The sequence below is a fragment of the Neisseria bacilliformis genome (genome assembly GCF_014055025.1).
Lineage (GTDB): Bacteria > Pseudomonadota > Gammaproteobacteria > Burkholderiales > Neisseriaceae > Neisseria > Neisseria bacilliformis.
The window spans coordinates 2,122,634-2,145,658 of the sequence record NZ_CP059571.1; the positions used below are offsets into that span (position 1 = coordinate 2,122,634).

The 23,025-nt window shown below is 60.4% G+C and carries 23 protein-coding genes; 10 read left to right on the forward strand and 13 right to left on the reverse strand.

Annotated elements, in window-relative coordinates; all coding sequences use genetic code 11:
• Positions 1 to 94 precede the first annotated feature (94 nt).
• The 6 genes from H3L91_RS10295 (at position 95) to H3L91_RS10320 (ending at position 5,882) form a co-directional block, all read left to right on the forward strand.
• A complete protein-coding gene (locus H3L91_RS10295; protein WP_007343791.1) occupies positions 95 to 778 on the forward strand; it encodes a DUF502 domain-containing protein in 684 nt (227 codons plus the stop codon).
• 227 nt (positions 779 to 1,005) lie between these two features.
• On the forward strand, positions 1,006 to 1,482 hold the full coding sequence (locus H3L91_RS10300) for an Ivy family c-type lysozyme inhibitor (RefSeq protein WP_007343792.1): 477 nt from the start codon (positions 1,006 to 1,008) through the stop codon (positions 1,480 to 1,482).
• A 116-nt stretch (positions 1,483 to 1,598) separates the two neighbouring features.
• Positions 1,599 to 2,126, forward strand: a complete 528-nt coding sequence (locus tag H3L91_RS10305) for an Ivy family c-type lysozyme inhibitor (protein ID WP_007343793.1) — start codon at positions 1,599 to 1,601, stop codon at positions 2,124 to 2,126.
• A 192-nt stretch (positions 2,127 to 2,318) separates the two neighbouring features.
• Positions 2,319 to 4,127 (forward strand): aspartate--tRNA ligase, encoded by a 1,809-nt coding sequence (gene aspS, locus H3L91_RS10310; protein WP_007343795.1) that lies wholly within the window; start codon positions 2,319 to 2,321, stop codon positions 4,125 to 4,127.
• Between the two features lie 374 nt (positions 4,128 to 4,501).
• Positions 4,502 to 5,536 carry a dihydroorotase gene (pyrC, locus tag H3L91_RS10315; protein WP_007343797.1) on the forward strand — a complete coding sequence of 345 codons (1,035 nt, stop codon included), beginning with the start codon at positions 4,502 to 4,504 and terminating at the stop codon, positions 5,534 to 5,536.
• A gap of 109 nt (positions 5,537 to 5,645) precedes the next feature.
• Complete coding sequence (locus tag H3L91_RS10320) at positions 5,646 to 5,882, forward strand: hypothetical protein (RefSeq protein ID WP_244958462.1); 237 nt, start codon at positions 5,646 to 5,648, stop codon at positions 5,880 to 5,882.
• 368 nt (positions 5,883 to 6,250) lie between these two features.
• Here the strand turns inward: H3L91_RS10320 and pepN are convergent, their stop codons facing one another.
• Positions 6,251 to 8,860 carry an aminopeptidase N gene (gene pepN, locus H3L91_RS10325; protein ID WP_007343799.1) on the reverse strand — a complete coding sequence of 870 codons (2,610 nt, stop codon included), beginning with the start codon at positions 8,858 to 8,860 and terminating at the stop codon, positions 6,251 to 6,253.
• Positions 8,861 to 8,981: 121 nt separating this feature from the next.
• A complete protein-coding gene (locus tag H3L91_RS10330) occupies positions 8,982 to 9,230 on the reverse strand; it encodes a helix-turn-helix domain-containing protein (RefSeq protein ID WP_007343800.1) in 249 nt (82 codons plus the stop codon).
• Positions 9,231 to 9,514: 284 nt separating this feature from the next.
• On the opposite strand from H3L91_RS10330, the gene H3L91_RS10335 reads away from it, so the two are divergent.
• Entirely contained in the window at positions 9,515 to 9,757 is a 243-nt protein-coding gene (locus H3L91_RS10335; protein WP_007343801.1) for a hypothetical protein, read from the forward strand.
• Between the two features lie 77 nt (positions 9,758 to 9,834).
• Here H3L91_RS10335 and H3L91_RS10340 read toward each other — a convergent pair whose 3' ends face one another.
• On the reverse strand, positions 9,835 to 11,280 hold the full coding sequence (locus H3L91_RS10340) for a subtype B tannase (RefSeq protein WP_007343802.1): 1,446 nt from the start codon (positions 11,278 to 11,280) through the stop codon (positions 9,835 to 9,837).
• A 291-nt stretch (positions 11,281 to 11,571) separates the two neighbouring features.
• Here H3L91_RS10340 and H3L91_RS10345 point away from each other — a divergent pair, with 291 nt between their 5' ends.
• Together H3L91_RS10345 and H3L91_RS10350 are read left to right on the forward strand one after the other, a co-directional pair.
• Positions 11,572 to 12,801, forward strand: a complete 1,230-nt coding sequence (locus H3L91_RS10345; RefSeq protein ID WP_007343803.1) for a YihY family inner membrane protein — start codon at positions 11,572 to 11,574, stop codon at positions 12,799 to 12,801.
• Positions 12,802 to 13,309: 508 nt separating this feature from the next.
• On the forward strand, positions 13,310 to 13,810 hold the full coding sequence (locus H3L91_RS10350) for a MarR family transcriptional regulator (protein WP_040659139.1): 501 nt from the start codon (positions 13,310 to 13,312) through the stop codon (positions 13,808 to 13,810).
• 763 nt (positions 13,811 to 14,573) lie between these two features.
• Here the strand turns inward: H3L91_RS10350 and H3L91_RS10355 are convergent.
• The 6 genes from H3L91_RS10355 to H3L91_RS10380 all read right to left on the reverse strand — a co-directional run bounded on the left by H3L91_RS10355 (position 14,574) and on the right by H3L91_RS10380 (position 18,859).
• Positions 14,574 to 15,083: a hemerythrin domain-containing protein gene (locus tag H3L91_RS10355; RefSeq protein WP_040659700.1), complete on the reverse strand. Its 510-nt coding sequence runs from the start codon at positions 15,081 to 15,083 to the stop codon at positions 14,574 to 14,576.
• A 183-nt stretch (positions 15,084 to 15,266) separates the two neighbouring features.
• Complete coding sequence (azu, locus tag H3L91_RS10360) at positions 15,267 to 15,866, reverse strand: azurin (RefSeq protein ID WP_007343806.1); 600 nt, start codon at positions 15,864 to 15,866, stop codon at positions 15,267 to 15,269.
• A gap of 113 nt (positions 15,867 to 15,979) precedes the next feature.
• Entirely contained in the window at positions 15,980 to 16,429 is a 450-nt protein-coding gene (locus H3L91_RS10365; protein ID WP_007343807.1) for a DciA family protein, read from the reverse strand.
• 22 nt (positions 16,430 to 16,451) lie between these two features.
• A complete protein-coding gene (rnhA, locus tag H3L91_RS10370; protein WP_007343808.1) occupies positions 16,452 to 16,898 on the reverse strand; it encodes a ribonuclease HI in 447 nt (148 codons plus the stop codon).
• A 151-nt stretch (positions 16,899 to 17,049) separates the two neighbouring features.
• Positions 17,050 to 18,417: an FAD-binding oxidoreductase gene (locus tag H3L91_RS10375; RefSeq protein ID WP_007343809.1), complete on the reverse strand. Its 1,368-nt coding sequence runs from the start codon at positions 18,415 to 18,417 to the stop codon at positions 17,050 to 17,052.
• A 175-nt stretch (positions 18,418 to 18,592) separates the two neighbouring features.
• A complete protein-coding gene (locus H3L91_RS10380; RefSeq protein WP_007343810.1) occupies positions 18,593 to 18,859 on the reverse strand; it encodes a hypothetical protein in 267 nt (88 codons plus the stop codon).
• A gap of 497 nt (positions 18,860 to 19,356) precedes the next feature.
• Between H3L91_RS10380 and H3L91_RS10385 the strand changes: the two genes are divergently transcribed.
• Positions 19,357 to 19,830: an FKBP-type peptidyl-prolyl cis-trans isomerase gene (locus H3L91_RS10385; RefSeq protein ID WP_040659141.1), complete on the forward strand. Its 474-nt coding sequence runs from the start codon at positions 19,357 to 19,359 to the stop codon at positions 19,828 to 19,830.
• A gap of 246 nt (positions 19,831 to 20,076) precedes the next feature.
• Here the strand turns inward: H3L91_RS10385 and H3L91_RS10390 are convergent, their stop codons facing one another.
• The 4 genes from H3L91_RS10390 to H3L91_RS10405 all read right to left on the reverse strand — a co-directional run bounded on the left by H3L91_RS10390 (position 20,077) and on the right by H3L91_RS10405 (position 23,021).
• Positions 20,077 to 20,886, reverse strand: coding sequence for a competence/damage-inducible protein A (locus H3L91_RS10390; protein ID WP_007343814.1), 810 nt, complete (start codon positions 20,884 to 20,886; stop codon positions 20,077 to 20,079).
• A gap of 135 nt (positions 20,887 to 21,021) precedes the next feature.
• Complete coding sequence (gene rpmE / locus H3L91_RS10395; protein ID WP_040659702.1) at positions 21,022 to 21,240, reverse strand: 50S ribosomal protein L31; 219 nt, start codon at positions 21,238 to 21,240, stop codon at positions 21,022 to 21,024.
• Between the two features lie 194 nt (positions 21,241 to 21,434).
• Positions 21,435 to 21,653 carry a SlyX family protein gene (locus H3L91_RS10400; RefSeq protein WP_007343817.1) on the reverse strand — a complete coding sequence of 73 codons (219 nt, stop codon included), beginning with the start codon at positions 21,651 to 21,653 and terminating at the stop codon, positions 21,435 to 21,437.
• Positions 21,654 to 23,021 carry a Na+/H+ antiporter family protein gene (locus H3L91_RS10405; protein WP_040659704.1) on the reverse strand — a complete coding sequence of 456 codons (1,368 nt, stop codon included), beginning with the start codon at positions 23,019 to 23,021 and terminating at the stop codon, positions 21,654 to 21,656. It abuts the gene before it with no gap.
• Positions 23,022 to 23,025: the final 4 nt, after the last annotated feature.

The window sequence follows — 23,025 nt, forward strand, 5'->3', positions numbered from 1 at the left end:
CCCGCACGGAAAACCAACCCGCAGGCCGCAAAGCGCAACAGGCCGTCTGAAAAAACCGCCCCCGCCCCAACCCATTTGCACACCGAAAACCAACATGGCAGACCCCAAAACAGAAAAAGAAAAAACCACCGTCGGCAAAGCACTGAAAAAATACCTGCTCACCGGCGTGCTCGTATGGATGCCCATCGCCGTAACCGTATGGGTCATCGGCTACATCATCTCCGCCACCGACCGCCTCGCCGCCCTCATCCCCGCCCAGTGGCAGCCAGAACGCTACCTCGGCTTCAACATCCCAGGCACCGGCTTCATCGTTGCCGTCATCGTCCTCTTCCTCACCGGCGTGTTCGCCGCCAACGTGCTCGGCCGCAAAATCCTCGAAGGCTGGGACAGCCTGCTCGGCCGCATCCCCGTGGTCAAATCCATCTATTCCAGCGTCAAAAAAGTGTCCGAATCGCTGCTCTCCGACAACAGCCGCTCCTTCAAAACCCCTGTGCTCGTCCCCTTCCCCCAGCGCAACATCTGGACCATCGGCTTCGTTTCCGGCAGCCTGCCCGACAACATCGCCGCCGTCCTGCCCGACGCCGCACCGCGCATCCCCGTGTACGTCCCCACCACCCCCAACCCCACCGGCGGCTACTATATTCTGGTTAAACAAAGCGACATCCGCGAACTCGATATGAGCGTGGACGAAGCCCTAAAATACGTCATCTCGCTGGGCATGGTACTGCCCGACGACGCCCCCGCCAAAACGCAAAACGGCACGCAGGAGGCCGTCTGAAAAACGCGGTTGCGGCACGGAAAACCCCGCAAACCTACCTGAACGCCGCGCAAAGCATTAAAATCCGCCCGTTTTGCATTTTTTATCCGCAAAACGCAACACCGTTTCCGCTTTTGGCTGCGCCGAAGCCGCGCTTTCAGAAACACCATCCCCGCGTTTATGCTCCGCAGGAGTACTGGCGGGAACGGCCACTGCCGCAACCCAACCCCTTTGAGAAAGGACATCCCATGACCCGCACCCTAAAAACCCTTGCCGTCCTCACCCTCGCGCTGTCCGTTGCCGCCCCCACCGCCGCCAAGTCCGCGCAAACCGGCCAGGCATCTCAACAGGTCAGCGAAAAAGACGCCAACACCTACCTGTTCTACCTGCTGGAAAAACCCGCCTACCGCAAAGTGTGGCGCAGCCAAATCGTGCCACACACGCCCCAAAGCGACAGATATTGGATTAAAGACGCCGATGGCCCCACCGTCCCCAAAGGTGCGATAACTGTGGACGGCAAACGCTACATCGTCACCACCATGTGCCAGCCGCACAACTGCATCAGCAACAGCATCTACATCCTGCTGAACAAACAGCGCGCCGTGGTGCTGCATGTCGAAAGAAACGGCACCCAAGAAATCCTCGCCACCCGTTACTACGGCAAACCCACTGATGCCGAAAAAGCCGCCCTGCAGAAACTCGCCGCCGACGAAGAAGAAAAATAAACCTTTTCAGACGGCCTCAGAGGCCGTCTGAAAGCCCGATAAAACCGCACAAAGTTTTGCAATCCGCCCGTTTACCTTTTCAGGCAGCCTGAAAAGGCTTTAACCCGCTTTATCAAATGCCCGCCATGCCCCGCCTTGCCCGAATTGCCGCCGTCCTTGCCCTGATGCTGGCCGTTTCCGCTCCCGCCGCCGCCAAATCCGTAGAAATCGAATGGATGGCCGATCGCCATCTGTCCGAGCTGCTCAAAAAACCCGCCTACCGCCAAGTCTGGCGCAGCCAAATCCTGTCCGAAATCCCCGCAGAAGATCAGGTTTGGATTGAAGACGCCCTGAGTTCGAGCGGCCCCCACGGCGAAATAAGGATAAACGGCCAACGCTATCTCGCTTCCACCCTGCGCCATCCACGCGACGACAACAAGCTCTATATCCTAATCAACGAGCAACGTGCCGTGGCGGCACACGCGCAGTTTCACGAAGCGGACCGGATGCCTGCACACAACGAATCCGGAAAACGCACCGAAGCCTTCACCCTCCGCTACTACGGCCGGCCCGACCAAGCCGAAAAAGAAGCCCTGAGAGAGCTGATGTTTCAGGAATGGAAAGCGGAAGCAGAAAAAAACGCCCGGCAAAACCGAGCACCATAGTGAAACAAAATAGGAAAGATACAAGGCAGCAAGCCGCAGACAGTACAGGTAATACGGCAAGGCGCAGCAACGCCGTAGATTTTCTATTTTGGTTCACTATCAAAACGAATAAACCTTTTTCAGGCTGCCTGAAAGGCCGTCTGAAAGCCCCCAGCCCCATTTACATTGACGACTAACAGAAAGACCCAAAACATGCGTACCAACTATTGCGGCTTAATCAGCGAACAATATCTCGACCAAACCGTAACCGTGAAAGGCTGGGTGCACCGCCGGCGCGACCACGGCGGGGTGATTTTCATCGACCTGCGTGACCGCGAAGGCATCGTCCAAGTCGTGATTGACCCCGATACGCCCGAAGCGTTCAAGCTGGCCGATTCTGCCCGCAACGAATACGTTTTGAGCATCACCGGCCGCGTGCGCAACCGCCCCGAAGGCACGACCAACGACAAAATGGTGTCCGGCAAAATCGAGATTTTGGCCAAAGAAATCGAAATCCTGAACCCCGCCGCCACGCCGCCGTTCATGATTGACGACGAAAACATCAGCGAAACCGTGCGCCTGCAAAACCGCGTCATCGACCTGCGCCGCCCCGTGATGCAGCGCAACCTGCGCCTGCGTTATCAGGTAGCCATGGGCGTGCGCCGCTATTTGGACGCGCAAGGCTTCATCGATATCGAAACCCCGATGCTGACCCGCTCCACCCCCGAAGGCGCGCGCGACTATCTCGTGCCGAGCCGCGTTCATCCGGGCGAGTTTTTCGCTTTGCCGCAATCGCCGCAATTGTTCAAACAACTGTTGATGGTGGCAGGTTTCGACCGCTACTACCAAATCACCAAATGCTTCCGCGACGAAGATTTGCGTGCCGACCGTCAGCCCGAATTCACCCAAATCGACTTGGAAACCTCGTTCTTGAACGAGGATGAAATCATGGACATCACCGAAGGCATGGCCAAACAGGTATTCAAAGAAGCTTTGGGCGTGGAACTGGGCGATTTCCCGCGTATGCCCTATTCCGAAGCCATGTTCTACTACGGCTCCGACAAGCCCGATATGCGCATCAACCTGAAATTCACCGAGCTGACCGATTTGATGAAAACGGAAGAGTTCAAAGTGTTCCGTGGCGCTGCCGATATGAAAGGCGGCCGCGTGGTGGCTCTGCGCGTGCCGAACGGCGCGAAACTCAGCCGCAAGGAAATCGACGAATACACCCAATTTGTCGGCATCTACGGCGCGAAAGGCCTGGCCTACATCAAGGTGAACGATGTAAGCAATTTGAGCAACGGCGAAAACAGCGGTTTGCAGTCACCCATCGTTAAATTCTTGTCTGAAAGCAGCCTGCACGAAATCATTAAGCGCACCGGCGCGCAAAACGGCGACATCATCTTCTTCGGCGCAGACAAAGCCAAAGTGGTGAACGAAGCCATCGGCGCATTGCGGATTAAAATCGGCAAAGAACACGGCGCAGAAAATGGTTACTTCGTGGACGAATGGAAACCGCTGTGGGTGGTGGATTTCCCGATGTTCGAATACGACGAGGAAAACGACCGCTGGGCCGCCATGCACCACCCGTTCACCTCGCCCAAACCCGGCCACGAAGACCTGATGGAATCCGACCCTGAAAACTGCCTGGCTCGCGCCTACGACATGGTGCTAAACGGCTGGGAAATCGGCGGCGGCTCTATCCGTATCCACCGTGCCGACATTCAGGAAAAAGTGTTCGCCGCGCTCAAAATCAGCCCCGAAGAGCAGCAGGAAAAATTCGGCTTCCTCTTGGACAACCTCAAATTCGGCGCGCCCCCGCACGGCGGCCTCGCCTTCGGTTTGGACAGGCTGGTAACCCTGATGACCGGCGCAGAATCCATCCGCGACGTCATCGCCTTCCCCAAAACCCAGCGCGCCCAATGCCTGCTCACCAACGCCCCCGGCGCAGTGGACGACAAGCAACTGCGCGAACTCGGCCTGCGCCTGCGGCAGAAAGCGGCGGAGAGTAAAGAAGTCTAGGGCGTGTTGACATTCAACTTTTGCAGCGGATTTTGCGTCATAAAACGGCAGATGCAAGGCGAAAATGCGAGCCTATGCCGTCCATAGGCGAGTATTTTCAACATGGCAGATGCCGTTTTAGGGCGTAAAAGCCGCCAAAATGTTGATTGTCAACACGCCCTAACGCCGAAACAGCCGAAAAGGCCGTCTGAAAACCCGTTTGCCGGTTTTCAGACGGCCTCAATTACAAAACAGCGAAACAAAACAAGCCCTTCGTAGGGTGTGTGGCGCAGCCACGCACGCGGTCTCGACATATCACCGCCTATCCGCGATAAAGCAGCACAGCCCCGCAAGTATCTTGCAAACCGTTTCGCAAACAATCCCAAGGAACGACCATGCAAACCCTCACCATCACCCGCCCCGACGACATGCACCTGCACCTGCGCGACGGCGACGCACTCCAAGCCGTCGCCCCCTACACCGCCCGCCAGATGGGGCGTGCCGTGATTATGCCCAACCTCAAACCGCCCGTCGCCACCGTTGCCGACGCGCTCGCCTACAAACAGCGCATCCTCGCCGCCCTGCCCGAGGGCAGCCGCTTCGAGCCGATGATGACGCTTTACCTCACCGACAAAGCCACGCCCGAACTCGTGCGCGAGGCCAAAGCCGCCGGCATCGCCGCCTTCAAACTCTACCCCGCAGGCGCGACCACCAATTCCGATTCCGGCGTAACCGACCTGTTCAAACTCATTCCCGTGTTGGAAGAAATGGCGCGGCAGGGCGTGCTGTTTCTCGTCCACGGCGAAGTAACCGACCCCGAAATCGACATTTTCGACCGCGAAGCCGCCTTTATCGAGCGCGTGATGAAACCCGTTTTGGCGCAAGTGCCGAACCTGAAAGTCGTATTCGAGCACATCACCACCGCCGAAGCCGCGCGGCTGGTGCTGGAAGCGGGCGACAACGTGGCCGCCACCGTAACCCCGCAACACCTGCTGCTCAACCGCAACGACCTCCTGGTCGGCGGCGTGCGCCCGCACCATTTCTGCCTGCCCGTGCTCAAACGCGAAACCCACCGCCAAGCCCTCGTCGCCGCCGTTACCGGCGAAAAATCGCACAAATTCTTCCTCGGCACAGATTCCGCCCCGCACGAAAAAGCCGCCAAAGAAAACGCCTGCGGCTGCGCCGGCATGTTCAGCGCAATGACCGCCATCGAGCTTTACGCCGAAGTATTCGAGCAGGCCGGCGCATTGGACAAACTCGAAGCCTTCGCCTCGAAAAACGGCGCGCGCTTTTACGGCATTCCCGAAAACAGCGGCACCATCACGCTGGTAAAACAGCCGCAGCAGATTCCCGAAAGCATCCCCTACGGCAGCGGCCGGCTCGTCCCCATGCGTGCGGGTCAGACCGTGGGCTGGACGGTGCAATACTGAACAACAGCCGCAGCAAAACAGCAAAGGCCGTCTGAAAATCTACAAACAGGTTTTCAGACGGCCTTTTATGTATAAAATCGGCGCAGGTTTGCACAAAAAGGAGCGCATCATGCCACCACTGTTTTTCAGTATCGCCGTCGGTCTCGCCGTTGCCTGGCTGCTGTTTATATTGCTGTTCGACGGCTGGGACGAAGTGTGGGACTGCATCAAACTCTCGTTCATCCCCGACATCATCAGCGCGTGGCAGGGCAGATGGTTGGAAGACCAATGGGCGGGCATCAAGCTGCTGCTGTGGCTCGGCATCAGCTTTTTGGCTGCCTGGGGCGCGTATGCCGCCATGAGTTAGACCGCAAATCGTTCAACAGCCAAGGTAGGTTGGGTCGAGACCCAACACCTGCGCAACCTGCCAATGTTGAGTTTGCAACCCAACCTACCTTGCTGCCGTTCAGGTAGGGTGTGTCGCCCCAAGGCAACGCACGCGGTTGTTGGGGTGCGGCGGTCGTCAGATGTGTTGGAAAACGGAAGGCCGTCTGAAAATCGGGTTTGGGGATTTTTCAGACGGCCTTTGTGTGGTGGAAACCGCGTGCGTGGCTTGCGCCACACACCCTACGTATGATCCACCCTGCCTTCGGTTCGGCATGGGCGGGATGGCAAAGAGGCCGTCTGAAAAACCGGTTTACCGGCTTTTCAGACGGCCTCTTTGTTACCCGCCGTTCAGGCGAGGATTTTGCCGACGATTTCGCCGGTTTCGGCGGAGAGGTCTGCCACGGCGGCGATGCGTTGGAGCTCGGCCTGCATCAGTTTCTGCCGCTGGGGTTCGAGGCGGCGGCAGAGGTTGAAGGCGCGGGCGAGACCGGCGGCCAGGGAGGGGTTGAAGCGGTCGGTTTCGATGATTTTGTCGGCCAGAAAACGGTAGCCCGCGCCGTCAGCGGCGTGGAAGTGCGGCACGTTGCGGGCGAACGCGCCGATGAGGGCGCGGACTTTGTTGGGGTTTTGCGCGTTGTACTGCGGGTGTCGCAGGGCGGCCTGTATCTGCGCGGGGGTATCTGCGCGGCGGGAGGAGGCGGTGAGGACGAAGTATTTGTCCATCGCCAGCGGGTCGGCAGCGAATTTTGCGCCGAAGCGGGCAAGCAGTTCGTCGCGCAGGGGCGAGGGGTTGCTGTTGACTGCGCTCATGATGCCCCATTCGTGGGTCATGTTGTGCGCCATCGCGCCGTAGTTGCGGGCGGCGAGTTCGATGTGGGCGGGGTCGGCGCGCAGGATGAAGGCGCGGCAGACGTTGCGCAGGGCGCGCCAGCCGGCGGGTTCGGGGGCGTATTCGTAGGGGTTGGGGCAGGCTTCTTCGCGCTCGCGGGCGGTTTGGTTGAGGGCGTGGAATTCGTTGAGGAAGCGTGCGGCGATAAGGTCGAGCAGGGCTTTGCGGGCGCGGTGGACGGCGAGCGGGTCAAAGTTTTCCATGTCCGACCACAGCTCGGCTTCGGGCGGCACGGCAAGCAGCACGGCTTTGTAGGCGGGGTCGATGTCGGCGGCGAGGACGTGGCCGAGGGCTTCGAGCAGGGCGGCATGGTCGGGCAGCGGGCGGTTTTCGGCGGCGGCGGCGATGTTGGCGGACACGGCGCGGCGCAACAGGGTTTGGCCGGCTTCCCAGCGGGCGAAGGGGTCGGGATCGTGCGCGAGCAGCAGGGCGAGTTCGGCGTCGGTGTAGGCGTAATTGAGGCGCACGGGGGCGGAGAAGCCGCGCAGCAGGGAGGGGACGGCGTCCTGCGCCACGCCGCCGAGGACGAATTCCTGTTCGGCTTCGGTGAGCATGAGCACGGCTTCGCGGCCGCGTTTGCCTTGGTATTCGAATTCGAGGCTTGCGCCGTCGCGGCCGATGAGGCCGGTTTTGAGCGGCATCTGCATGGGCTGTTTGGCGGCCATGTCGGGGGTGGGCGGCACGGTCTGTTTCACGTTGAGGACGAAATTTTCGTCTTTCAGACGGCCTGAAACGTCCAAAACGGGCGTGCCGGCCTGGCTGTACCACAGGGCAAACCGGTTGAAATCGAAGCCGTCGGCGTCGGCCATGGCGGCGCGGAAGTCGTCGCAGGTTACGGCTTGGCCGTCGTGGCGTTGGAAATACAGTTTCATGCCGTCTTGGAAGCCCGCTTCGCTGAGGAAGGTGTGGTACATGCGCACCACTTCCGCGCCTTTTTCATAGACGGTCATGGTGTAGAAGTTGTTCATGTCTTCATAGCTGGCGGGGCGCACGGGGTGCGCCATCGGGCCGGCGTCTTCGGGAAACTGGAAGGCGCGCAGGCGGGAAACGTTTTCGATGCGGCGCACGGCGCGGCTGGCGCGGTCGGCGGAGAATTCCTGGTCGCGGAACACGGTGAGACCCTCTTTGAGGGAGAGCTGGAACCAGTCGCGGCAGGTTACGCGGTTGCCCGTCCAGTTGTGGAAGTATTCGTGGGCAATCACGCCTTCGACGCGCTCGAAGTCGGCATCGGTGGCGGTGCGGCTGTCGGCCAGCACGCAGGCGGTGTTGAAAATGTTCAAGCCCTTGTTTTCCATCGCGCCCATGTTGAAGTCGCCCACGGCCACGACCATGTAAACGTCCAAATCGTATTCGAGGCCGAAGCGGGTTTCGTCCCATTTCATCGCGTGTTTGAGCGACTCGATGCCGAAGCGCACCTTGATTGCGTCTTCTTTGCGGGTGAAAAATTCGATGGCCACGCTGCGGCCGCTGCGGGTAAGGAAACGGTCGGCGGTGCAGACCAAATCGCCCGCCACCAGCGCGAAGAGGTAGCACGGCTTTTTGAACGGGTCTTCCCATTTGGCCCAGTGGCGGCCGTCTGAAAAGCGGCCGCCGCCCACTTTGTTGCCGTTGGAGAGCAGCACCGGATAGCGTTTTTCGTCGGCAATGATGGTGGTGGAAAACCTGGCCATCACGTCGGGGCGGTCGGGATAGAAGGTGATTTTGCGGAAGCCCTCCGGCTCGCACTGGGTGTAAAGATTGCCGCCGCTCTCGTAAAGCCCCATCAGGGTTTTGTTTTCAGACGGCTTCACGCAGGTGCGGATGTCAACGGCAAACTCACCCTCGGGCGGCGCGGCCACGGTGAGCCGGCCGTTGTCCAGCGTGTAGGGCACGTCTTCACCGTTGATTTTGAACGATATAAGCTCCGCCGTGCCGTCCAACACCAGCGGCGCGCCCGCGCGCTCGCCGCGCATGGCGAGGCGGGCGGTGATGTCGGTGTGGCTCTCTTGGATGTCGAAGGTTAAATCGGTGCGGGAAACCGAATGGGCGGGGGCTTGGTAGTCTTTCAGATAATGTACGGTTTTACTCATGACGCGCTTTCCAATGCAATGTAAACGAAAACGCGCATTCTAGCCTTTCGGCGGCGGCGGAGAAAGGCAGAAGGCCGTCTGAAAACGCGTTTTGCGGTTTTCAGACGGCCTCTGTTTTAGCTTATCCGATTTTTGTCAAATCCTGTAACAGCAGTTTGTCCAAAGGAACTTCCAAAGCATCGGATATTCTGCCCATTACGTCGATGGTTACATTTCTGCTTCCACGCTCCACTTCTCCGATATAAACCCTGCTGATATTCGCAGCAAAAGCCAATTCTTCTTGGGAGATTTCCTTCATTCTCCTTATTTGCCTGATGTTTTGCGCGAAGATCATCCGATACGCGTGCGGGGAGTTTTGTGTTTCATCCATGTACGGCAGTATTGATTTTATCCGCCTTACAAACAATCAACCATAAATTTCATAAAGACAACTATAATTGACTTTTAAAGCAGGTAGAGATAAAATTTCGGCCATTCATCCTACTTTCCATAACCAACCATAAGGAATATCAAATGAGCATCCTTTACAGGGCAAAATGTTTAGACTGCAAACACGAATGGACAAGCAGGCAAGGGCGGGGAACGCCTGACCGCTGCCCGAAATGCAACAGTAAACGTATTTCTTCCAGTCCGATCGGCTAAGGAGGAAGCAAAATGGGCTTTTGGAGTATGCTGGGTTCATTATTAAAGGATTTCGCTGCCATGGCAGAGGAGAATAACAACAGAAGAGAAGCTACGAGAATGCGATATGAAGAAAAAGACTCTTCTGATTTAGTAAATATTGTCAAATCAGACGGTTGGTTTTCTCCATCGGATGAAGAAAAAGCGATTGCCGTAAAAATTCTGAAAGCGCGTAGGCAAAAGGCGCAGGAAAGCCGGGAAGAGAACGACGAATAACCCCGATGTAAAAAGGCAGCCTGAAAACCCCAATCCGGTTTTCAGGCTGCCTTTTTATGCAACAGCTTTCAGACGGCCTATTTTCCTTTGGCCACTTTGTCCACCCAGGCAAACAGCTCGTCCAAATCGTAATCGCCGCTGTGCGGCACGTCCCACGGCAGGGCGTAATCGACGGATTTGCCGCTGTTTTGCAGTTTGGCGGCCAGAATCGCGCTCACGGCCAGCGAGGTGTCGCGGTCGGCGGTGCCGACACGGATGCGCCAGTGCTGCGTGGGCGTTTTGGCGATGTAGTGCATGGGGTTCATCATTTTCACGGTTTGCGCGTCGGCTCTGCCCGCGCCTTTGACGGTGCTGTTTTGCGCGCCGAACTCGGTGAAGTGGCGCGTGTCTTGCGTTGCGCTGCCGAAAAGCTGGTTTTCGCCGGCAGACAAATCCACGGCATCAAAGGCGGGCGGGGTTTTCTGGCGGCCTGCGGCGGCTGCGTATTTGTCGAAATCCACGGCGCTTACTTTGCCGTTTTTCACGGTGAGCCAGCGGCGGTCGGAGAGGTTTTTGCCTGCGTCAAGCTGCCCTTGCGCGGATTTGGCCAGGAAGGAGGCGACGTAGTTTTTGAAGCTGCCGTTGCCGTTTTTGTCGAGCGTGAGCACTCGGCCTTGCGCGTCTTTGAGTTTGAGGCTGTTGAGATAGGGGGCGAACAGCGGTTTCAGACGGCCTGAAAGGGATTGTTCGGCTTCGTTGAGCGTGCCTTTGACCAGCTTGCGTTCGACTTTGTAATCGAGCATGGAGATGTCCATTTTCTGATAGTCGTTTACGCCGTTGAACTGCCATTCGTAGGCCGCGTCGGCATGGTCGAGTATCGAAATCGGGCAGTAGGCGGACACGGCGAAGATGCTGTCGTCGGCTTCAGCCGCGCCGAGAGCTTTCAGGCTGCCTTCGTAGTCGGCCTGATTGGCGGACGCGCCGAGCAGAACCGACAACGCGCCGCCCGCGCTGGTGCCGTTGGAGATGATTTTGCGCGCGTCGCCCGGCATGGCGCGGTCGTTGGCTTTGAGGTAGCGCACGGCGGCTTTCAGATCGACGATGGCGGCGGGGGCTTTGCCGGTGGACGAAGTGCGCCCGCGCGCGCCGGGGCTGGCGACGACGAGGCCTCGTGCGAGGGCGGTCTGCATCGCGTCCGCGCCTTTGCTTTGGCCGTGGCCGCCTTTGCCCGGCACGCCGGCTTTGGCGGGCATGTAGCCGCCGATCCGGTTGGGCAGGAACACGGGCGCGGTGGCAGCGGTGTAGCCGTTGACGCTGCCGCCGTTGAAATAGGCTTCGGGGATGTAGATGTTGATGGTCTGATAGTCGGCTTCGACGGGGTTTTTCACATAGGGGATGTTTTCAAAGGCGCGGTACTGCACGGTTTGGCCGTTTACCTCGGCGGTTTGCGCGGTGTAGGGCTGTTTGGAAAAATCCAAATCCGCCGCCTGCGCGTGGGTGGCCAGCGCGGTAAGGGCGGCAAGGGCAAAGGGTTTGAATGGCATGGTAAAACTCCGTTTCAGGGTGGGAAAGGCGGCAGGGTAGGCGCGGCGGGGGGGCCTGTCAAACGGCAGGCGGGCGGCGGGTCTCAGGCGGCTGCGAACGCGCGGCGGATACAAAAGGCCGTCTGAAAACCGTGTTTCACGCTTTTCAGACGGCCTTTCAATACATCCGGGCGGCTTCGGCGCAGCCGGAACCCGTTTTCAGACGGCCTCTGCCGCCCTTTTCCGCTACAATGCCGCCGCCGCGTTTTCAACTTTCAACTTTCAAACGGCCGCCCGCATTACGGAAAACCCATGCCCCTCCCCCGTCTCCGCCAAGCCCTGCGCCGCTCGCGCACGCTCGGTTTCGCCGCCTTCCTCTGCCGCCGCTTCGACGCGCTCGAAGTGCCGCAAGTGGCCGCCAGCCTCACCTTCACCACCCTGCTGGCACTCGTGCCCGTGCTCACCGTCGCCCTCTACGTCCTCTCCGCCTTCCCTATGTACGACCGCCTCGCCGCCGCCGTGCTCCACTTCATCGACAGCAACCTCGTCCCCCAGGGCGCAGGCGCGGTGCGCGGCTACCTCGCCACCTTCCAAAGCAACGCCGCCAACCTCACCGCCATCGGCCTCGCCTTCCTCGCCCTCACCTCCCTGCTGCTCATCCGCACCATCGACCACACCTTCAACCGCATCTGGCAGGTGCAAAACCTGCGCCCCTTATGGATGCAGTTTCTTGTTTACTGGCTGCTGCTCGCCTTCGCCCCCCTGGCCGTCGGCGCGGGGCTGGCCGCCTGGGAAATCCTCATCAAAGACAACATCCTCTCCGCGCAAAACCCCCTCTCCGAAGCCCTGCGCACCCTCGCCGCCGCCGCCGGCGGCACCCTCGCCCTCTTCCTCCTCTACCGCCTCGTCCCCAACCGCCACGTTCCCGCCCGCCACGCCCTCACCGGCGCGGCCGCCACCGCCGTCCTGCTCGAAATGCTGCGGCGCGGCTTCGCCTGGTACATCGGCACCTTCAACAGCTACACCCTCATTTACGGCGCGTTCGCCGCCATCCCCGTCTTCCTCCTCTGGCTCAACCTCGTCTGGACCCTGCTGCTCACCGGCGCAGTGTTCACCTCCTCCCTCTCCTACTGGCAGGGCGACGCCTTCCGCACCACCTACGGCGCGCGCACCCGCTTCGACGACGTACTCAAAATCCTCCTCCTGCTCCACCGCGCCCAAAGCCAAAGCCGCAGCCTGCGCATCCAAGACTTCCGCCGCCGCATCAGCATGGGCTACGACGAACTGGGCGACCTGCTCGACACACTCGCCCGCCACGGCTACGTTTGCAGCGGCCGGCGCGGCTGGGCGCTCAAAACCGACGCCGCCCGCATCCGCCTCGCCGACCTCTTCGCCCTCTTCGTCTACCGCCCCGCCCCCCCGGGCCAAGACCGCATAGCCGACGCCGTCTCCCGCCTCCTCGCCCCCGCCCTCGCCAACATGGACACCAGCCTCGAAGCCTTCGCCGCCGTCCAAACCGAAAACGGCACAGAGGCCGTCTGAAAGCACCGCTCGGCGCAGCCAAAACCCGTTTTCATGTTTTTCAGACGGCCTCTGTCGTTGAGGTAGGGTATGTGGCGCAGCCACGCACGCGGTTTGGATTTTTCGGGAAACGCGCGGATTTATTGCACGGCACAAACCGCGTGCGTTGCCTCGGAGCTGCACACTCCACATCGGCAGAGATTGGGTAGGGTGGGTCTCGACCCACCGTTTGCGGGAAGCGGCATGGTTGCAGTGATTGTGGCGGGTCAAGACCCACCCTACTGCTGTTTTGGCTGCGCCGAAGCTGCGCTTTCAGAAACATAGGCGGGGACGGCCTCCGCCCCGCCTGACAAAGAACGCATACACCGCTTGGCACAGCACCCGTCCTGCCTACCGCCGGAAAAAAATCCGCAACCGATTATCGGCGGCGCAACTCATTCACCTGTTACCGAGCTTATGATTTTCCACCCAAAGACACGGATTTCCCACAAAATCCCCCGCTAAAATCCATTAACGAACCGGAACCGACATGAGTTTTTCCCACACCGAACTGAGCAAACGCTTCGCCCTCCTCGCCGGCAGCCTGCCCGAATTCAACCTTCCCCGCACCCTCACCGCCCAACTGCTGCGCGTAACCGCCGAATGCCTCAGCACCCACATGAACCGCTGCCTCAAAGCCGAAGGCATCACCGAAAGCCTGTGGTACGCCCTCCTCTTCGTCTACGTCAGCCCCAACCGCGAAATCATGCCCTCCCACCTGAGCGACCTGCTCAACCTCACCCGCACCAGCGCCACCCGCCTGGCCGACGAAATGTCCGCGCGCGGCTGGATACGGCGCGAACGCGGCGGCAACAACTGCGACCGCCGCCAAATCCTCCTGCGCCTCACCCCCGAAGGCGAAGCCTTCATCCGCAAAATCCAGCCCCTCATCACCGCCAAACGCGACCGCATCTGGGCCGGTTTCACCGACGCCGACCACGCCGAACTGCAACACCTCCTCGGCCGCCTGCTCGAAAAATTCAAAGACTGAACCGCCCCGCCGCAATCGCAATAAAAAGGCCGTCTGAAAAACAGATTTTCAGACGGCCTCTGCCGTTTACCGTTTATGCAGGGTGTGTGGCGCAAGCCACGCACGCGGTTCCGGGTGCGGCGGTCGTTGGGCGCATTGGCAAACGGAGGCAATGTAGGCCGGGCTTCAGCCCGGCAAAATAGCGGGTAACAGCGGGTTCGCCGGGCTGAAGCCCGGCCTACGGTACGATAAGAGACCGTCTGAAAACTTGTTTTTCAGCAAAGTAGCTTGGGTCGAGACCCAACACCCGCACAAGCCGCCTATGTTGGGTTTGCAACCCAAGCTACCCGCTGCCGTTAAGCCGTAGGTCGGATACTTGTATCCGACACCCGCGCGGCAGGGTTGGGCAAATGGTTGTTCCTCCCAAAAAGTGCCGAATGCCAAAGAAGATTCCCGCCTGCGCAGGAATGACAGGATAGGGGTTTCAGACGGCCTCTGCCGTTGGGGTGGGGTATGCGCAAGCCACACATGCGGTTTCCACCCTAAGGTAGGGTGTGCCGCCCCGAGGCGACGCACGCGTTCCCTGCCGCATAACCAATCCGTGCATTTCCCCAAAGTCCAAACCGCGTGCGTGGCTTGCCACACACCCTACCTTGGCGGCAGAGGCCGTCTAAAAAAAGCAAACCCGCTTTTCAGACGGCCTCTTTTGCGCCGTTGCGGCATGAACACGGTGCGGCTGTGCCGCGCATTCTGCCTTTACGGCGGAATCCGCCGCCCGTGCGCCCTACCCTTTCCTGCGCCGCGCCATGTTTTTGCCGATGCGCGCCAGCTCGTCGGCGGGGATGTGGGTTTTGCCCAGCTCGAACAGCCCTTCTTCCAGGGCCAGATGCACGGCGTAGCCGTCGGTGAAGGCTTTGAAGGCGGCGGCGTCGGGGCGGTAGGCCGCGTCGGCTTCGAGTTTGGCGAACTCGGCGGCCACAGCAGACCAGTTGGCGTGCAGCAGGCCGTGCTGGCGCAGGAGTTCGTCCACGTCGGCCTGCGCCTGCGGCGCGTAACGCAGCAGCAGCGGGAAGAAGTCCTGTTCTTCGTCTTCGTGGTGCAGCGGGGCGGCAACGTTGAAATACTGGGCGATCTGGCGCACGGCCTGCATCACGATGTCGTTACGGCCGTGTTCGGCGATGTAGTTGTCGAGCATGCCGACCTGTTCGCAGAAGCGGCGCACTTTGCCGTGGCAGGCGTAGAGCATTTCCACCGGCTCGTCGAATGTTACGCTTTTTGTGTTGAAAAGATTCATGTTTTTCCGTTTGAGGCCGTCTGAAAACATGGTTTCGGCGGCCTTTCCTCTTGATTGGCGAAGGGCGCAGTATAGTGAATCGCGCGCCGCGCCGCACGGGCTTTTCAGACGGCCTCTGTGTCGTGCAGGCCGCGCACGCAAAAACGGCCTGCGTGTGCAGGCCGTCTGAAAATGGCGCAAACCTTATTTCAAGGTAACGTGGCCGAGCATTTGCGCGGAGTGGGCGGGGAAGGAGCAGTAGAACTCGTATTTGCCGCCGTCGGCCAGTTTGGAAGTGTCCACGGTAACGCTGGTTTCTTCGCCGCCGCCGATCAGTTTGGTGTGGGCGATGACGCGCGCGTCGCCGGCTTTGACGTAGTCGGCATCCGCGCCGGCAGCCGCGCCGTCGGCAAGCACGCCTTTGGTGTCTTCGGCTTTGGAAATCACGATGTTGTGCCCCATTGCGGTTTTGGGCATTTTGCCGGTGTGTTTGAGGGTTACTTTGAATTCTTTGCAGTTGGTTTTGTCGATGACCAGCTCTTTGGTGTTGAAGTTCATCGCGTCGTCGGATTCGACCACGGTTTCACACGCGCCGGCGGCAGGGGCTGCGGCCGCTTCGGAAGCGGCGGGGGCGGCTTCGGAGGCGGGCGCGGCGGGGGTTTCGGAAGCGGGTGCTTCGGAGGCCGGGGCGGCGGGCGCTTCGGAGGCGGCGGGCGGGGCGGCCGGGGTTTCGGCGGGTTTGTTGTCGCCGCACGCGCTCAATGCCAGTGCCGCTGCGGAAATCAGTGCCAGATATGCTTTCATGTTTTAGCTCCTTAATGATGATGGTGGAAAATAATCGGAAACAAAAAACAATCCGTCGTAAACAACCAACGGAACCGGGCGCAATGTACCACGATTCGGCAATTGAGGGATAACTATTTTTGATATTTGCCGACCAAACGGCGCAGGGCGGCGGCCAGTCCGGGGTGGTGTTGCAGCCTGTCTGCGCCGTCGGCGAGGGCTTCGAGGGCGGCGGGGCTGAGTTTGAGGGTGTTTTGTTTGGGCGGGGCGGACGGTTTGGGAACGGTTTTGACGCGCACGGCGCGAATCAGGCCGCCGTATGCCTGTAACTGTGGCAGGAGGGCGGGGGCGAGCATTTTGAGGCGGGCGGCGGCGGTGCTGTTGGCGGCCAGCAGCACGAGGCTGCCGTCGGGGTCGATGCAGGCCGTCCGAATGTGGGGATGGAGGTTGGCGGGCAGGTGCTGTTTGACGGCTTGGTCGAGCTGCCGCCATGCCTGCGCGCTTTGCAGCAGGAATTTGAGTTGGGCGGCGGCGGAGGGGTCGTCGCCCGTCCCGCTGCGTTTGCCGATGTGTGCGAAATCCATTTTTCAGACGGCCTCTGTCTTGTTACCCGCGTCCTGCCGCTTCTGCTGCGCCCCGGTTGGCCAGCGCGTCGGCGCGTTCGTTTTCGGGATGGCCGGCGTGGCCTTTGACCCATTTCCAGCTGACGTTGTGGGCGGCGGCGAGGCGGTCGAGTTCACGCCACAGGTCTTCGTTTTTCACCGGCTGTTTGGCCGAGGTTTTCCAGCCGTTTTTCTTCCAGCCGTGTATCCAGCTCTGCATGCCGTTTTTGACGTATTGAGAGTCGGTGCAGATTTCCACGCAGCTGGTGCGTTTGAGGGCTTTGAGCCCTTCGATGACGGCGGTGAGCTCCATGCGGTTGTTGGTGGTTTCGGCTTCGCCGCCGAACAGTTCTTTTTCGTGGCGGCCGTAGCGCAGCAGCACGCCCCAGCCGCCCGCGCCGGGGTTGCCTTTGCACGCGCCGTCGGTGTAGAGGTAAACGGTTTGTTCCATATGGGTTTTCTTTCGTATGGCTCGGACGGAGGCGGCGGATTATAGCAGGCCGTATGAAAAACACGGCGCGGCCGCTGCGGAATGCTTGGAGGCCGTCTGAAAACGGTATTTTCAGAAACGTCATCCCCGCGCAGGTGAGGACGGCCTGTGTTCAATCGGGCAGCAGTTTGCCGGGGTTCATGATGCCGTGCGGGTCGAAGGCGGTTTTTACAGCCTTCATCAGGGCGATTTCCGCCGCGCTGCGTACTTGGCTCAGGCGGTGGCGTTTGACTTGACCGATGCCGTGCTCGGCGGCGATAGTGCCGCCGCAGGCGAGGACGTGTGCGTACACGATGTCGTTCACCGCGTTTTCAAAGGCGTATACACCGTTGTCGGACACACCGGGCAGGAAGGTGTTGTAGTGCAGGCTGCCGTCGCCGAGGTGGCCGAACACGACGATGCGGATGCCGTCGAAGGCCGCTTGCAAGGCCGCGCCGCAACGTTTGACAAATTCGGCGACGCGTGCGATGGGGAGGGCGATGTCGTGTTTGATGCTCGCGCCGAGACCGCGCTGGGCGGCGGAGATGTTTTCGCGCAAAGCCCACAGGGTACGCCGCTCGGTTTCCGACTGCGCCAACACGCTGTTGTCAAAGCCGTTTTCCAGAAGGCACTCGGCCAAGAGGCCGCCAAGGTCGGCGCGCGACTCGCTGTCGGTCAGTTCCAGCAGGACGTGCCACGGCGCATCGGCGGGCGGCGCGGCGCGGCAGAAGGCGGACGACAATTCGAGCGCGTAACGCCCGACCAACTCGAAGCTGACCAGGCGTTCGCCGAAACGGCTTTTGACCAAAGCCAGCAGCTCCACCGCCTGCGCGATACTGCCCACGCCCGCCCAAACGGTTTCGCGCGTTTGCGGCAGGGGGAAGAGTTTCAGCGTGGCGGCGGTAATCACGCCCAGCGTGCCCTCGCTGCCGATGAAAAGCTGGCGCAGGTCGTAGCCGGTGGTGTTTTTGTGCAGCGGCGCGAGGTGGGACACCAGTTCGCCGTCCGGCAGTACCACTTCCAAACCCATCACCAAATCGCGCATCGTGCCGTAGCGCAGCACGTTCAGCCCGCCGGCATTGCAGGCGATGTTGCCGCCGATCTGGCACGAGCCTTCGCTGGCCAGACTCAGCGGAAACAGCCGCCCCGAAGCCGCCGCCGCGTCCTGCACGTTTTGCAGGATGCAGCCGGCCTCGGCGGTGAGGGCGTTGTCGGCAGTGCTGACGCTGCGGATGCGGTTCAGACGGCCTAAATTGAGCAAAACGCCACCCTGCGGCACGGCCGCGCCGCACAGGCCGGTGTTGCCGCCCTGCGGGGTAACGGGCAGGCGGCGCTCAAAACAGAAACGCATGATTTTGCGCACGGATTCGGTGTCGCGCGGCTGCAAAAGCAAATCCGCCCGCCCGGTGTAGCGGCGGCGTTGGTCGGTGAGCAGGGCGGCGTTGTCGGAAATTTCGTCGGGCGCAAGCAGGGCGGCGAGGCGGCGGTAGGGGGTGTGCATGGTTTGTGTTTTTTGATGTGCAGACGGGTTGGAGCTTTGCCGAAAGCCGTTTTGGCTGCGCCGAAGCGGTGCTTTCAGACGGCCTGCCGCCCGTATCCCAAATATAAAGGAATAAAGGCGGCGGATAGACAAACGGGACGCTTGCGCGTCCCGTTTGCCATGCTGCAAAAGCGGCTTATTTGCTGGCGGCTGCGTCGGAAGCGGCGGCATCGGCAGCAGAAGCGGCGGCGGCGGCATCCATAGCGGCGGAAGCTGCGCCTTCGGCTGCGGAAGCGGCACCTTCGGCGGCAGAAGCCGCGCCTTCGGCTGCGGAAGCGGCGGCAGAAGCGGCTTGTGTGGCAGCTTCGGATGCTGCGTTTGCAGCATCGGTAGCGGCTTTTTCACCGCCGCAGGCGGCCAGGAACAGGGACATCAGGGTAGCGGCTAACAGGGATTTTTTCATTTTTCAAATACCTTACGAAATAAACTAAATTGATAAAACATCAGCAAATAATGTTGCCCGCAACAGCATGGTTACGGGCTTTTGCTTGTGCTGAACGCCGCCATTATGCCCATGTGCACGCCTAAAATCAATTCGCGCCTTGATTTGAATCACAATGCGCCGCCGCAGCGCGGGATACGATGCGCGGTTTTTTGCGACAGCAAAATACCTTTTCACGCCGTCCGGCGCAATAATCCGACCGCTTATTCAAATTTGACGGTTTATTGTTATCCTGTATCGCCCCGATATGCCGCCCGAGTGAGCTTTGCCGCCGCCTATCCCCGCCGCCGCTTCGGTGGCAAAAAAGCAACATTTTCCTGCCGGCCGTCTGAAAAACGCCGCGCGCAGGCCGCCGCCGCAAGGCCGCGCATGCACGCGGCGCGGGGCAAATAAACAGGCCGCGCCGCCACCATGATGTTACAATGCCCGCTTTCCAATTCCTGTTCCGAAAGACAGCCATGATTAAAAAAGACACCGTTGTCGGCCTGCATTACCAAATGTTCGATGCCAACGACCAGCTTATCGACGAAACACAGCAGCCCATCGTGTACCTGCACGGCGGTTACGACGGCATTTTCCCGCTGGTGGAGGAAGCCCTGCACGGGAAAACCGTCGGCGACGAAGTGGACATCGTCCTGCAACCGGACGACGCTTTCGGCGAACAGGATCCCGAGCTGGTGCGCATCGAGCCGGCCGACGCCTTCCCGTCGGAAGTGAAGCCGGGCATGATGTTCGAGGCCGACATGCCCGACGGCGATGTGGTGGTGTTCCGCGTTACCGATATGGCCGAGGGCAAAGTGGTTGTGGACGGCAACCACCCGCTGGCAGGCATGAAAATCCGCTTCAAAGCCAAAGTGGAAAGCATCCGCGAAGCCACCAAGGAAGAAACCGAACACGGCCACGTCCACGGCCCGCACGGTCATCATCATTAGCATCGGCATGAATACGGACAGGCCGTCTGAAAAATCCGTTACGGTTTTCAGACGGCCTCAACGTTTCCTATCAGCCCAAACATCCGCCCAAGCCCGCAACCGCGTGCGTCGCCTTGGGACGACACGCCCTACGGATGCTTCGGCGCGGGCGGATTCGGCTGTAAAGATAGGAGTGTGGCGCAAGCCATGCCCACGATTTAGGCTGCTTGTCGCAAGAGGCCGTCTGAAAGCGCAGAAGCTGCGCTTTCAGACGGCCTCTTGCGTGTCGTGCAGTTGTGCGCCGAGGCGGCGCAGGGTGTCGAGGGCGTATGTCCAGGCAGTGTCGATATAGGTGCAGGCTTCGCCTTCGGCTTTGAGGCCGAATTCGATGTGGGGGCGGGTGTGTTGTCCGTCGGGGGTGGTGCAGCCGACGCTGGGTAGGCTGTATGTGCGGATGCCGGGGTAGGTGTGTTCGATGTGTTCCATCAGTGGGGTGATGCGGGATTCGGGCAGGCCGTAAACGAGGATGGCGCGTTGGTCGGTTGGGACGCGGTGGAAGCTCTCGGCGTAGTGGGTGTGCAGCACCCATTCGGCCATGGGGTGCGCCATGACGGGGAAGCCGGGCAGGAAGTGGTGGTGCAGGAGGGTGAAGCCGGCGATGCCGTTGTAGGGGTTGGGGATGATTTGCGCGCCTTGAGGGAAATCGGCCATGTGCAGGCGTTGGCGGTGTTCGGGGGAGTCGGTGGATTCGCCGCGTTTGCGGGTTACGGCTTCGATTAGGGCGGCGGCTTCGGGGTGGCGTTGGAGCGGGCATTTGGCGGCTTCGGCGGCGGCCTGGCGGGTGTGGTCGTCGGGTGTGGCGCCGATGCCGCCGGTTACGAAGGCGGGCAGGCCGTCTGAAAAGCTGCGTTCGAGCTGTTTGGCGAGCTGGGGGCGTTCATCGGGGAGGTATTGGACGCTGTTGAGGCGCAGGCCGTGTGTTTCGAGCAGGTTTTTGAAGTAGGGGAAGTGTTTGTCTTGGCGGCTGCCGTGGAGAATTTCGTCGCCGATGATGATGAGGTTGAAGTCGCGGGTCATGTTGGTGGCCGTCTGAAATGGGTTGCGGCGGGCGGACGTCTGAAATGGGGTTTTGCTGTGTTTTCAGACGGTCTGCTTTGTCCGGTTTGTAAAAAAAGACTGCCGGAGCAGTCTTTTTTTGTTTCTCCGGCGGGTTTAGCTGCGTTTGAACAGTTTGCCGAATTTGCTGTTGAATTTGTCGACGCGGCCGGTAGTATCGACGATTTTCTGGGTGCCGGTGTAGAAGGGGTGGCACTGGGAGCAGACTTCGATGGTGAAGTTGTCTTTTTCCATGGCGGACTGGGTAACGAATTGGTTGCCGCAGGAGCAGGTTACTTTGACTTCGTGGTAGTTGGGGTGGATGTTTTGTTTCATGTGTTTGTCCTTTCGGGTGGCGGGCATAGGGGTTGTGCCTATGCTTCAAAGAAACGGCGGCTTCGTGCCGTCGGGAAAGCGGCGGATTATTGCGCAAATGCGTTGTTTTGGCAAGTGAGGCCGTCTGAAAAATGCGGGGGCGGGTTTTAACTTCGTTGAAGCTGCGCTTTCAGACGGCCTGCGTTTAAAGGCAGTCAATAATGCGGCGGGATTTCGTCGCGCAGGCTGTATGTTTCTGCGCCGCCGTCCGTGCTTTTGTCCTGCATGCGGCGGTAGAGCAGCCTCAGCTGCGCCTGCTGCAAGTCGAGCGTTTCGCGCATTTTGGCGATGGTGCCGTTAAGGTCGGCGATGGTGTCTTCCTGTAAGGCCGTCTGAATTTCCAATTCGGTGATGCGTTGTTCGAGTTCGTCCATTTACAGCACCATCGCGGCAATCCAGCCGGCAATCAGCAGCGGGATGTTGTAGTGGATGAAGGTGGGGACGACGGAGTCGCGGATGTGGTCGTGCTGGCCGTCGGCGTTCAGGCCCATGGTGGGGCCGAGGGTGGAGTCGGAGGCGGGCGAGCCGGCGTCGCCCAGCGCGCCGGCGGTGCCGACAATGGCGACGGTGGCCGGCGGCGAGAAGCCGAGGCTGATGCACAGGGGCACATAAATCGCGGTGATGATGGGCAGGGTGGAGAAGGAGGAGCCGATGCCCATGGTTACCAAAAGGCCGACAAACAGCATGGCGAAGGCGGCCATGCCTTTGCTGCCGCCGAACATTTTCATGCTGCCGTCCACCAGCGGCTGGATGTCGCCGGTGGCCTGCATCACGGCGGCGAAGCCCTGCGCGGCAATCATGATGAAGCCGACCATCGCCATCATGCGGATGCCCGCGCCGAACACGTCGTTGGCGTCGTGGCGTTTGACCACGCCCAGGGTCATGAACACGGCAAAGCCGAGCATCGCGCCCAAGAGCAGCGCGTCGTTGTAAACAAGCTGGATGGCGAAGCAGACGGCGATGGCCACGCCCGCCACCAGGCTGCGGTAAGACGAGGGTTCGGGCTGGTCGGCGGCGGCGCGGTTGTCGTCGGCATCGACCTGGTTGTCTTCATAAACGCGCGGTTTGCGGTAATGGACAAAGGCCAGCAGCAGCCCGGCCACCATGCCCAGCGCGGGAATCGCCATGGCTTCCATCACGTTGATGCCGTCCACGTTCATGCCCGAGGATTTGATGTTGCCCAGCAGGATTTCGTTTAGGAAAATCGCGCCGAAGCCGTAGGGCAGGAACATATAGGTGGTTACCAGCCCGAAGGTAATGACGCAGGCAATCAGGCGGCGGTCGATTTTCAGGCGGTTGAACACCAGCAGCAGCGGCGGCACCACCATCGGGATAAAGGCGATATGGATGGGCACGACGTTCTGGCTCATGATGCCCATCGCCAACAACAATATCAGCAGCGTCCACTTCACCGCGCCTGCGCCCGACGCGCTGTTTTGGTTCAGCCTGCGCACCACCGCGCCGGCAAGCTGCTGCGGCAGGCCGGAATGGGTAATCGCCATGGCAAACGCGCCCAGCATGGCATAGGAGAGTGCAATCTTCGCCCCGCCCGACAGGCCGTTTTGAAACACGGTGATGATGCCCTGCCGCGATACGTTTCCGGCGGCGTCGGCCGTGTCGGCCAGCGGCATTCCCGCCAGCAGGCCGCCGGCAAACGCGCCCACAGTCAGGCTCAACACCACATGCACCCGCGCCAGCGACAAGGCCAGCATGATGACGACGGCGGCCACCACGGCGTTCAGGTGT